Here is an 11,815-nt window from a genome sequence, read left to right as displayed (position 1 = left end):
TTACGTATGTGTAATTGTTATAGCAACTTGTTTATCTAGCTCATTATCCCAAACACGTTGAATTTCAAAGGTGCCTTTTTCAAAAAATAATGGGAATCTTTCTTTAAACCAATCTTGCATAGGAAGCTTTAGTGCTGTATCGATTGGTATCCATAAGAAAGACTAAGCCCTAAAGAAATTAGGACTTAGTCTTCATTAAATAAAAATGTTTGTTTCATTTTTTTACCTTCATTTACCGGATGGCCATTGTAAGAGAAATTCTTTTCTTCCCAAGTGGTTACAACTTTAAAATTATGACTATTAAAGTCTAATGGGAATACCATGTAGTCAAAGCTTGTATGACTTTTAGAAATATTTTCATTAGGTGTAGTAGGTTTAAAGGTAGCTTTAGAGGTAGGGTTGTTATCAAGTATTTCCACAGATACGTTTGATACATCATGACCGATGTTTTTTACGAGTAAACTATACGTATCAAATACACCTTGCTTTGGCTGGATTGCTTGCTTGTTTGAGTTATGAGATTTATCAATTTCGACATACCATTGTTTAGACTTTGACGCAATCGGTAGTGACTGAAATGTGTAAGCACTAGCTTGTATTGGTAGTGCTAAGCATAAAAGTGTAAAGAGAGTTAATATTTTTCGTTTCATTTTTTTAGAGCTCCCATTCTTTAATGGATTTACTTGTTATTATCTTCTTTTTACGAGTAAATATACCATATAATGTAAAGTGGCTATAAGAGTAGTGAATCAATATCTTATTCAATACTCTTATAGCCGGCATAATTACGTATGTAGTAAAAAAGAATAAATTTGTTTTTCTATACTTAGATTGCTGCCCTTTTTAAAAGGGCTATTTTTACGTTTTAATAAAAAGAATATACTAAGAGTTCAGTATAAATTATTTATTTTAATGTAGTTAAATGTGCTTATATATGTGAAATTAGAGAAGGAAGCTGTGTAGAGATGTTTCTACACAGTTTTTTTAGGATATGAAAAAATTACCAAAAATATGTTAAAATAACATTATCATACAACAAGGGGGATTTGTTTTATGGAAAATGGACATCTTGCTAAAGTAGACTTAACGAAAAAAATTGAATCAAAATCTAAGTACAATAAGAAATTAGAAAAATATCAAAGGCGCTTATTAGCATTACAGCAAATTTTGAAAGAAGAAAAAATCGCGGTTATGCTTGTTATGGAAGGATGGGATGCGGCTGGTAAAGGTGGGGCAATTAAGCGGGTGACGGAACATCTTGACCCGCGTGGGTTCCAAGTAAATCCAATTGGAGCGCCTGCACCTCATGAGAAACGTTACCATTATTTGCAACGTTTCTGGCGCAAAATTCCACAGTACGGGCAAATCACCATTTTTGATCGCTCATGGTACGGTCGTGTGTTAGTTGAGCGTGTTGAAGGATTTGCTACAAAGGAAGAGTGGATGAGAGCATATGATGAGATTAATGATTTTGAAAAACTACTAACAGATGACCATTACATAATAGGGAAGTTCTTCTACCATATAAGTAAAGAGGAACAGTTAAAGAGATTTAAAGATAGAGAGAAAAATCCTTTGAAAAGATGGAAAATTACAGACGAAGATTGGCGTAATCGTGAAAAATGGGATGAGTATGTTGAAGCAATGGAAGACATGTTTGAAAAAACAAGTAAGCCAAATGCAAAGTGGCATATTATTGAAAGTAACGATAAATTGTATGCTCGTGTGAAAACGTTAAAAATTATTATTTCATTCATTGAGGATTATTTCTTAGAACATGGTATAGAATTGCCTTCTTATTATTATGAAATGAAAGAGGATATTGAAGTTTTGCAAGGTGTAGGTGTTAAAGAGTAAATAAGAAAATGGCCCTGTGAATTGGTGAAACCAAATTATGGGGCTTTTTTATTTAGAAACATTTTACAATTAACAGAATAAGGTATATAATCAATAATCATATTAACAATGTTAATATGATTATTGATTATATACTATGTGGGGGTTTTACTTTGAAGGGAAGAGATGTTGTTTTAGGTTTATTAATGGAAAAGGAATTGTCTGGTTACGATATTAAAATTGTGTTTGAAGACGTATTTACTCATTTTTTTGATGGAAGTTTTGGAATGATTTATCCAACATTACGGCAATTGGAGAATGAAGGGAAAATAAAAAAAGAGGTTGTCATGCAAGAGGGAAAACCGAATAAGAAAATGTACTTTATTACAGATGAGGGGCGTGAAGAATTTTATCAATACATGCAGACGCCTATAGAGAAGGATGTTTTACGTTCGGATTTTTTAATGAGAATGTATTTTGGCAACTATAGTGATGATGTAACAATAAAAAAATGGATTAAAGATGAAATTGAAAGAAAAGAAGCGTACATTGCAGATCTTCGATTGAAATATGAAAAGTGGAGAATAGGTATTACTTTCGTCGAAGAAATTTCACTAGATGTAGGTATTGCATCGTATAGTGCACAAGTGGAGACTTTGAAGAAAAAATTAGAAGAGTTAGAGGCGAAAGAAAACAATAAAACAGAAGAGTGAAAAACGCATTCACAATAAATAAAGGGGTATATAAAGATGGAGCAATCAAAGGGTATTAAGATTGTCTTTTTAATGTGTCTAGGTATCTTTCTTTGTATGATTGATACGACAATTATGAATATAGCTTTACCGGCAATACAATCGAGTGTAAATACTTCATTAGAAAAGATGTCTTGGGTATTAAATGTTTATACAATGACGATTGCAGTACTTGCCATTCCGTTAGGGCGGATAGCTGATATCTTTGGAAAAGCAAAGATGTATATTCTTGGTCTGGTGATTTTTGGGGGTGGATCGGTACTTTGCGCTTTTGCTAATACAGGTGATTTTCTTATTTTTTCTCGTTTTATACAAAGTATTGGGGCAGCAATTTTATTTCCAACAAGTATGGTAATTGGTGTATCAGCTATGCCGTTAGCTAAAAGGCATGTTGCACTTGCAATTTTAGGAGTAACACAAGGATTGTCAGCTGCTATGGGGCCAGTAATAGGTGGAATTATTACGCAAAATTTAGGATGGAGATGGGTGTTCTTCGTTAATGTTCCGGTTTGTATAATAGGAATCGTGTTATGTTGCATCATGCTACAAATAAAAAATGAAGAACGTATTATCTCAAAAATAGATTGGATAGGACTACTATTAAGTAGCACAGCAATTTTTTCATTTACTCTCATATTAGTAAAAGGTAATACATGGGGATGGCAAAGTAATATTGCTTTGTCTTGTTATGCAATTAGCACTATTTCTCTTATTCTATTTATTTTAGTAGAACGAAAGATTCATAACCCAATGGTGAATTTAAAGTTATTTCAAGATCGAATGTTTGTCGGAGCGTCAATCGTTGTTATATTGAGTAATTTATTTTTAATTGGAGTTACTGTATTGCTTCCAACGTTCTTGACGAAACTACAAGGTCGAACGGAAATTGAAGCGGCTTTTTTAGTGACACCTATTTCAGCGATGATATTTTTTGTCTCACCAGTTGCAGCAACTTTAATTAAAAAACTCGGAAAAGTAACTATTATTTTGTCAGGATTTCTTGTTATGGGGCTTTCCTACTATTGGTTGCAAATGATTGATGTTCATTCAACAAATATAGAAATTATTATTCCATGTATGATATTAGGTGTCGGATATGGCTTAGTAGTGGGGCCAATTACAGTTTTAAGTGCGTCTTCGTTTGAAGGAGAATTATTAACTGCTTCTCAAAGTGTTGTATCAATGTTACGACAGGTTGGAATTGTATTGGCGGTCGCAATATTTGTCTCTAACTTAACTCATAATTTAACTATAAATAAAGAAAAAGTATATCATTATGCAGAAGAAAAGGTGCGGAATATTCATGTGAATAGTACTGAGCAAACTGAAATTTTACAAATGACTAAAGAAAAAATAGAGAATCAAAGTTTAGAGTCGAATATAAATAAGAAACAAAATGCAATGACAATGGGATTAAGTAAAGAGAAAAAGGAAGAATTGATTCGCGACAAGACGGATGAAATATTAAGAAAAGTTCCAGTAGAATATAGGGATGTAAAAAGAGAAGAAGTTATGAGGCAAGTAACAAAAGAAGTTGAAAAACAAGAGGAAAGTATAAAGAAAGAGGTACTCACATTTTCGAATGATGTGAATCATTATGCCAAGAATCAGATGGCAATGAGTTTTACAGATTTATATAAAGCAAGTGTGCCAATTATTTTAATTTGTGCTTTCGTAAGTTTGTTGTTTTGGGAAGGAAGAGCTTTGAGTAAAAAGAGAAGGGGAAGGATAGTAGAAGAAGTGTAAAGGGAAACAGGCTGCTATTAGCCTGTTTTTTCATTGTTTTCTCCTTGCATATTGTGAATAGTAGTATTTTTAATATAGCATGGGATAAGTCGAGTATGATTAGAAAGTTTTTTAGAATGAAAGGGATGAATGGAAAATGCCATTGAATATGTAACGTTATACATAGTACATTAACAAGAGGGATTAATTTTAAAAGGAGGATGGGGAATTGCTAGATAAGGCAGGGGCTTTAATAGATAATCATGTGTACACAGAAGAAGAGCAACAAAAACTATACAAACGAACGTTAATAATCGTCAGCATTTCACAAATGTTTGGCGGTGCAGGACTAGCTGCTGGTATTACAGTGGGAGCACTTCTTGCGCAGCAAATGCTTGGAACAGATGCATTTGCAGGATTACCAACTGCTATGTTTACATTGGGATCAGCATTAGCAGCTTTCATAGTAGGGAAGCTTTCGCAACGATATGGACGCCGGATAGGTCTTGCAACAGGGTTTATAGTAGGTGGATTTGGAGCAATTGGTGTTGTAATGGCAGCTTTAACGAATAGCATTATTCTTTTACTTATTTCTTTACTCATATATGGTGCCGGTACAGCCACGAATCTACAAGCTCGTTATGCAGGTACAGATTTAGCAGATAAGAAGCAGAGAGCAACGGCTGTTAGTATTACGATGGTAATGACGACTTTCGGTGCAGTTGCAGGACCAAATTTAGTAGGAGTAATGGGTAGTTTTGCGCATTCAATTGGAGTTCCTAAACTTGCAGGTCCGTTCATACTATCGGCAGCAGCATTTATACTGGCGGGTCTAGTTCTTTTTGTTATGCTTCGTCCAGATCCGTTAATTATTGCTAACATAATAGAAAGATATAAACAGGAACATACATATAAAGGACAACCAATAACAGACGAAGCGAAAGAAAATAAACGAGGTATTACAGTTGGAGCAATCGTAATGATACTTACGCAAATCGTGATGGTTGGGATTATGACGATGACGCCAGTTCATATGGGACACCACGGTCACGGTTTAAGTGCAGTAGGACTTGTGATAGGTTTTCATGTAGGTGCAATGTATCTTCCATCTCTCGTTACAGGAATGTTAATTGATAAAATTGGCCGAACTACAATGAGCATAGCTGGTGGAGTGATTTTACTTGCAGCGGGTGTCATAGCTGCGATAGCGCCAAGTGATTCTTTATTACTATTAATCGTTGCTCTGTCTTTACTTGGGCTAGGATGGAACCTCGGATTGATTAGTGGTACAGCACAAATCGTTGATTCCACAACACCGTCTACACGTGCTAAAACACAAGGGAAAATAGATGTTTTTATTGCGCTAGCTGGAGCTTCTGGTGGAGCGATGTCAGGTATGGTAGTAGCGAATTCAAGTTATGCGGCATTGTCATTGGCTGGAGGCGTGTTAGCGTTATTACTTATTCCTGTTGTGATATGGTCTCGAAAAGGGGCAAGAAATTAAATGAAAAAGAGGTTCTAGTTACTGACTAGAGCCTCTTTTTATACACTTAAATTAAATTCCACTCTACAATAAGCCCTAAATGTGTAAGACCACCACCGAATCCGTATAGTAAAAGTGTGTCTCCATTATTTAACTTTCCTTCTTTTATAGCTAAATCTAGAGCGAGTGGAATGGTGACTGAAGAGGTATTCCCCATATATTCCACGCTCGTTAATGTTTTTTGTATTGGAATTTGAGATTTTTCGCAAATAGATTCAATCATTCGTAAGTTAGCGCTGTGGGGTATGAACCAGTCTATATCATCCCCTTGCATATTTGCGTTATGTAATAAATTTTTTATGCCTTTTGGCACTGTTCGTGTTGCCCATTTATATACTTCTCTTCCATTTTGAACGATTTTTTCATTTGTTTGCAGTGGTGTGCCATTCATAGTAGTAGATAAGTTTGTTCTATATAGATGAATGCCGCCATCACCGTTTGTTCCCATGTGAGCAGCGATAAAGCTTGGGGTGTCTTCATCTCTTTCTAATAAAATAGCTCCAGCACCATCACCGAATAAAATACAGGTCGTTCTATCGGTATAATCAGTAACTTTAGATAATGTCTCTGTCGCTACGACAAGTATTTTTTCATGTGATCCAGAAGTGATTAAGCTATTACCGACGTGTAGTCCATATGTAAAACCAGCACAAGTTGCATTTAAATCAAAAGCTAGTGTATGAGGTATGTTGAAGTATTGTTGTATTTGGCAAGCAACACTAGGGAAAACGTAATCAGCAGTAGTAGTAGCGACAATGATACAGTCGACATCTTCTAAGTTTTTCTTATATGTTGTACATAAATTTTTAATTGCTTTAATGGCTAAGTTTGAGGAATATTCTTCTTCGCTAGCGATTCTTCTTTCCTTCATTCCTGTTCTTTGTACAATCCATTCATCATTCGTATGGACCATCTTTTCTAAATCGTTATTAGACAATATTTGATCTGGAACATAAGTACCAATTGCAGTAATACGAGATTTAGAATGCATAGGACATCTCCTAATTTTTATTTTTATAACCTGATACTAATATTAGGTTATAAAAATGTCAATATAGATTTTTGTTGTATTAAAACGATAATACTTAACTTACTATGAAGGAATTTGGCGAGTGCTGTAAAAATAATATACGAGAAGTTTCTAAAATTGATAATTGCTTTTGTTATTTTTATTGTGAGAAAAACTCGCAAAAAATGACGATTAAAGTAAAAAAATAACGATTTTCTTTAGTGTGATATAGGTTGTTAAACCTTGTGAAAGCGAATTACTTATGCTACACTTTATGTAACTTAAAATGAACGGAGGGGCTTCCTTTGATCTTAATCAGATTACGTCTCAATACTTTGTGCCAATAATTGAATAGCGCTCAAAGGCTCTGTCTGTGTACAGAGTGAACGGGATTGGTCTGCCTATTTTAAAGGAACCCTTTATTAAGCTTATATGTGAAAAAGAGGGAGGGACGAATACGCCCTCTTTTTGTTTTGCCTTTATAAATAGAATGGGATTGTATAGGTGAACGCTTATTGTGTATACGTATACGATCTTGGGACTTTTTGACTATAAAATAGGATGAAAGCATAGCTTTCTTCTATTTCTTTGGTGAACCCTTATCCGTTTACGAAAACACAGGCAGCGACCTGTGTTTTTTATTTTACGTAATCGAAATGGAGGAATAAATATATGGAAGAAGTATTACAAAGAGCAGTTTTAGTTGGAGTAAATGTAGGTAATGAAGATGATTTTGCATATTCGATGGGAGAGTTAACAAATCTTGCGGAAGCTTGTGATGTAGAGGTAATTGGGCAAGTAACGCAAAATTTACAACGAGTAAATCCATCGCATTATATCGGAAAAGGAAAGATTGAAGAAGTAGCAGCGTATGTACAAGAAATAGATGCGAATATGGTCATCTTTAATGATGAATTATCTCCTTCACAAATTCGAAATTTAGAAGAGGATTTAGATTGTAAGGTGATTGATCGTACCATTTTAATTTTAGATATTTTTGCGCAACGTGCGAAAACGAAAGAAGCACAGCTGCAAGTAGAAGTAGCACACCTTCAGTACATGATGCCTCGTTTAATTGGTCTTCGTGAATCGTTAGGGAGACAGAGCGGCGGCGTTGGTACGAAAAATAAAGGTGTCGGTGAGAAGAAGCTAGAGTTAGACCGTCGTAAAATTGAAGAACAAATTTCAGTTTTGAATAAAGATTTAGAAGCGCTCGTTGCCCAGCGTCAAACGCAGCGAAAGCAACGTAAGAAAAATGAAATACCTGTTGTAGCATTAGTAGGTTATACGAATGCAGGAAAGTCAACGACGATGAATGCAATGCTTGAAATTTATAATGGTACAGAAGAAAAACAAGTATTTGAAAAAGATATGTTATTTGCGACGTTAGAAACATCTGTACGAAATATTGATTTGCCAGATAATAAATCATTTTTATTAACAGATACAGTTGGATTTGTAAGTAAATTACCACATCATCTTGTGAAGGCGTTCCGTTCAACGTTAGAAGAAGTAGCGGAAGCAGATTTACTTATTCACGTCGTAGATTACGCAAATCCAAATTATGAACAATTAATTGATATTACAAATGAAACGTTAAAGAAAATTGGAGTAGAAAATATTCCAACGATCTATGCTTATAACAAATCAGATATGGTGGATGTTGAAATTCCGAAAGTACAAGAAGACCGCGTGTATTTATCTGCGAAGAAACATGTTGGAATTGAAGAGCTTGTAGAAATGATTCGTTCCCATATTTATAAAGAATATACGAAATGTGAAATGTTAATTCCGTATGATCACGGACAGGTAGTTTCGTATTTCAATAATCATGCGCACGTTTTATCAACGAGTTATGAAAATGAAGGTACGAAACTAGAAGTGGAATGTAAGACGAGCGATTATGAGAAGTATAAGCGTTTTGCAATTTAATGTAAGAGGCAACCCAGTTTGTGATTGGGTTGCCTTTTACTATAATGTTTTACTGCTGAAAGTTACAAGGATGCAAGTCAATGATGGGAGTTAAGTTATATTTCTGGAAAAAGAAATGAAAGCAGTATAGAATAGAAATGTTTCAAAAGTCAGAATTTATTACACCTACTGTAATAAATATATATTTTGTACAGAAAGGAGCGATTCACATATGCAGGCAGTTTCACAAAAAAACACAGTAGAAACACCGACAATATATCGAATATTATTTGCGATTAGTTTCGGACATTTTTTAAATGATTCGATGCAAGCAGTTGTGCCGGCGTTGTTTCCTATTTTGGAAAAAACGATGAATTTATCCTATATGCAAGTAGGGTGGATTGCGTTTGCGTTAAATATGACGTCATCGATTATGCAACCGGTGTTTGGTATGTATTCAGATAAGAAGCCGTCACCATTTTTATTACCACTCGGTATGTTTTCAAGTATGCTTGGAATGATTGGACTCGCGTTTGCACCAAACTTTATTATTGTTATTATTTCTGTTTTATTTATTGGCTTAGGTTCCGCAGTCTTTCATCCAGAAGGCGCTCGTGTTGCGTATATGGCGGCAGGTGCAAAACGAGGGTTAGCGCAAGCGATTTATCAAGTTGGGGGAAACACGGGGAATTCTTTAGCTCCTATTTTTACAGCGCTAATTTTCGTTCCACTCGGTCAAATTGGTTCATTAGGTTTTACAGCATTTGCAGCAGTAGGAATTGCATTATTAATTTTCGTATCGAATTGGTACAAAAATGAATTAGCAACCGGCGCTGTAAGAAGGAAGAAGAGAGCTGCGCTTGAGGCGGAAAATGCAATTGTAAGTACACACATTAAATTTGTTATTATACTTCTTGTTTTTCTTACTTTTGTGCGCTCTTGGTACGGTGCCGGTATCGGGAATTTCTATCAATTTTACTTAATTGAGCATTATGGTTTATCTATAAAAAATGCCCAGTATTTCGTATTCGCATTTATGATTGCTGGTGTGTTAGGCACTTTCTTCGGGGGACCGTTAGCAGATCGATTTGGTAAGAAAAACATCATCGTATTTTCAATGTTAGGTTCAGCGCCACTTGCGCTGTTATTACCACATGTCTCACTTGTGTGGGTCGTACCTTTATTTTTATGTATCGGTTTTATTAGTTCAAGTAGTTTTAGTGTAATTGTTGTATACGCGCAAGAGCTTGTTCCGGGAAAAGTAGGGATGGTATCAGGTCTAATTGTAGGTCTTGCGTTCGGCCTTGGTGCTCTAGGTGCTGTAGTACTAGGAAAGTTAGCTGATATATATAGCCTTCAGTTCATTATGATATTATGTAGTTGTTTACCGTTAATTGGACTTACTTCATGGTTATTACCAAGTGATAAGAAAACGATAGAATAGGGGATGCACTATGAAATTATGTGAAAACGTAACAGAATTAATAGGAGATACACCTGTCGTCCGATTATCTAAATTTATTCCGGAAGACGCAGCGGACGTGTATGTGAAACTAGAAATGTTTAATCCATCACGTAGTGTGAAAGACCGTGCTGCTTATAATTTACTTCACGTTGCAGAAGAAAATGGTCTCATTAAACCAGGGGATACAATTATTGAACCGACAAGCGGGAATACAGGAATTGGTTTAGCGATGAACGCAGCAGCTAAAGGGTATAAAGCGATTTTAATTATGCCAGACAATATGTCAAAAGAGCGTATTAATTTATTGAAAGCATACGGGGCAGAAGTAGTTTTAACACCAGCAGAACAAAGAATGCCAGGAGCAATTGCGAAGGCGTTAGAACTGCAAAAACAAATACCGAATAGTTTTATCCCGCAACAATTTGAAAATCCAGCTAATCCGAATATTCACCGTTATACGACTGCACTTGAAATTTACGAACAAATGGAGGGAGAGCTTGATGCTTTTGTTGCAACGGCAGGAACAGGCGGAACGATTACAGGGACTGGTGAAACGTTAAAAGAGAAATTGCCAAACTTATATATTGCAGTAGTGGAACCGAAAGGATCTCCCGTTTTATCCGGTGGTGTACCAGGTCCTCATAAACTAGTAGGAACAAGCCCAGGATTTATTCCGAAAAACTTAAATACAGAAGTGTATAACGAAATTATTCAAATTGCAGACGAAGAGGCTTTAACGACAATGAGAAACTTAGCTAGACAAGAAGGATTATTAGTTGGGCCATCTTCTGGAGCATCTGTTTACGCTGCAATCATGATAGCGAAACGTCTAGGCGTTGGTAAAAAAGTTTTATGTATTGCGCCTGATACAGGTGAACGTTATTTGAGCATGGGGTTATTTGAATAAAAAGGATAGAAACACCTTAATAGTGAATAGCTGCTATTAAGGTGTTTGTTTTATGGAATGAAGAGGGGGAGAAGAACAATGAAACTATTAAAACCAATCCATGAATATAGTGAGCGTATTACGGCGTATAGACAAGCGTTTTTACACTCAGGGGAACAACCACATGGAAGTAGTTCTTTACAAAACTTTGATTCTCTTGATGAATGGTTTGGTGCGACACGTTTCTCTATAAATAGTTTATAACTATGAAATGAGAAGACTATCTAGATTAACACAGATAGTAATAACTGATTTAACGAGTGAGTGGAATGAAAGCCTTCATGTTGAGCTGAAACACTCCCAATAATACTCCTACATGCAGAGAAAGTTGATAGACTGCACTGTATGAAGCTAGGTGAAGACGCATGAAGAAAGCCTAAGTACATGACAACATGTATATGGCAATTGATAATGCGGTTGGCTATAAACTAATCATGGTGAGAATGACCAACTGGTCTGACGAAGATACGAATGTACGGGTCTAAAATTCGAATACAGTGAAAACTGTATCCCTTGTATGGGGTAAGTCAACGAAAAGTAAGAATCGAACCTATGAAATTCGTACTATGTAACAATGAACATAGAGAACTTACAGGCCTATAGTATCCACCTAAAATTAGATGTACAG

9 protein-coding genes and 2 pseudogenes are annotated in these 11,815 nt (G+C 35.5%); 8 read left to right on the top strand and 3 right to left on the bottom strand.

Annotated elements, in window-relative coordinates; translation table 11 throughout:
* Positions 1-156, bottom strand: a pseudogene (locus ACS2CR_RS25490) (DNA mismatch repair protein MutT); the annotation flags it as partial.
* 29 nt (positions 157-185) lie between these two features.
* Positions 186-650 carry a hypothetical protein gene (locus ACS2CR_RS25485; protein ID WP_153602733.1) on the bottom strand — a complete coding sequence of 155 codons (465 nt, stop codon included), beginning with the start codon at positions 648-650 and terminating at the stop codon, positions 186-188.
* Positions 651-1,053: 403 nt separating this feature from the next.
* Between ACS2CR_RS25485 and ACS2CR_RS25480 the strand changes: the two genes are divergently transcribed.
* From ACS2CR_RS25480 to ACS2CR_RS25465, 4 genes are all read left to right on the top strand, one after another.
* Complete coding sequence (locus ACS2CR_RS25480; RefSeq protein ID WP_000427320.1) at positions 1,054-1,857, top strand: polyphosphate kinase 2 family protein; 804 nt, start codon at positions 1,054-1,056, stop codon at positions 1,855-1,857.
* 152 nt (positions 1,858-2,009) lie between these two features.
* Positions 2,010-2,549: a PadR family transcriptional regulator gene (locus ACS2CR_RS25475; RefSeq protein WP_000678329.1), complete on the top strand. Its 540-nt coding sequence runs from the start codon at positions 2,010-2,012 to the stop codon at positions 2,547-2,549.
* Between the two features lie 36 nt (positions 2,550-2,585).
* Entirely contained in the window at positions 2,586-4,334 is a 1,749-nt protein-coding gene (locus ACS2CR_RS25470; RefSeq protein WP_000438113.1) for an MDR family MFS transporter, read from the top strand.
* A 208-nt stretch (positions 4,335-4,542) separates the two neighbouring features.
* Entirely contained in the window at positions 4,543-5,817 is a 1,275-nt protein-coding gene (locus ACS2CR_RS25465; RefSeq protein WP_000884511.1) for an MFS transporter, read from the top strand.
* A gap of 46 nt (positions 5,818-5,863) precedes the next feature.
* Here the strand turns inward: ACS2CR_RS25465 and ACS2CR_RS25460 are convergent, their stop codons facing one another.
* Positions 5,864-6,847: a ketoacyl-ACP synthase III gene (locus ACS2CR_RS25460; RefSeq protein WP_000555756.1), complete on the bottom strand. Its 984-nt coding sequence runs from the start codon at positions 6,845-6,847 to the stop codon at positions 5,864-5,866.
* Between the two features lie 690 nt (positions 6,848-7,537).
* Between ACS2CR_RS25460 and hflX the strand changes: the two genes are divergently transcribed.
* The 4 genes and pseudogenes from hflX to ACS2CR_RS25440 form a co-directional block, all read left to right on the top strand.
* Positions 7,538-8,797: a GTPase HflX gene (hflX, locus tag ACS2CR_RS25455; protein WP_053514149.1), complete on the top strand. Its 1,260-nt coding sequence runs from the start codon at positions 7,538-7,540 to the stop codon at positions 8,795-8,797.
* A 211-nt stretch (positions 8,798-9,008) separates the two neighbouring features.
* Positions 9,009-10,220, top strand: coding sequence for an MFS transporter (locus ACS2CR_RS25450; protein ID WP_001149411.1), 1,212 nt, complete (start codon positions 9,009-9,011; stop codon positions 10,218-10,220).
* 10 nt (positions 10,221-10,230) lie between these two features.
* A complete protein-coding gene (gene cysK / locus ACS2CR_RS25445) occupies positions 10,231-11,148 on the top strand; it encodes a cysteine synthase A (protein ID WP_000762279.1) in 918 nt (305 codons plus the stop codon).
* Between the two features lie 78 nt (positions 11,149-11,226).
* Positions 11,227-11,358 (top strand): annotated as a pseudogene (locus tag ACS2CR_RS25440) (GNAT family N-acetyltransferase); the annotation flags it as partial.
* Positions 11,359-11,815 lie beyond the last annotated feature (457 nt).

Source organism: Bacillus cereus group sp. BceL291, from assembly GCF_051776705.1.
Lineage (GTDB): Bacteria > Bacillota > Bacilli > Bacillales > Bacillaceae_G > Bacillus_A > Bacillus_A cereus.
The sequence above is the reverse complement of the archived record's forward strand: the minus strand, read 5'-3'. Positions and strand labels throughout refer to the sequence as shown.

Excerpts from the sequence above, each read along its gene's own strand:
- ACS2CR_RS25485 (WP_153602733.1), bottom strand. The coding sequence starts at position 650 with ATGAAACGAAAAATATTAACTCTCTTTACACTTTTATGCTTAGCACTA.
- ACS2CR_RS25480 (WP_000427320.1), top strand. The coding sequence starts at position 1,054 with ATGGAAAATGGACATCTTGCTAAAGTAGACTTAACGAAAAAAATTGAA.
- ACS2CR_RS25470 (WP_000438113.1), top strand. The coding sequence starts at position 2,586 with ATGGAGCAATCAAAGGGTATTAAGATTGTCTTTTTAATGTGTCTAGGT.
- ACS2CR_RS25460 (WP_000555756.1), bottom strand. The coding sequence starts at position 6,847 with ATGCATTCTAAATCTCGTATTACTGCAATTGGTACTTATGTTCCAGAT.
- hflX (WP_053514149.1), top strand. The coding sequence starts at position 7,538 with ATGGAAGAAGTATTACAAAGAGCAGTTTTAGTTGGAGTAAATGTAGGT.
- ACS2CR_RS25450 (WP_001149411.1), top strand. The coding sequence starts at position 9,009 with ATGCAGGCAGTTTCACAAAAAAACACAGTAGAAACACCGACAATATAT.
- cysK (WP_000762279.1), top strand. The coding sequence starts at position 10,231 with ATGAAATTATGTGAAAACGTAACAGAATTAATAGGAGATACACCTGTC.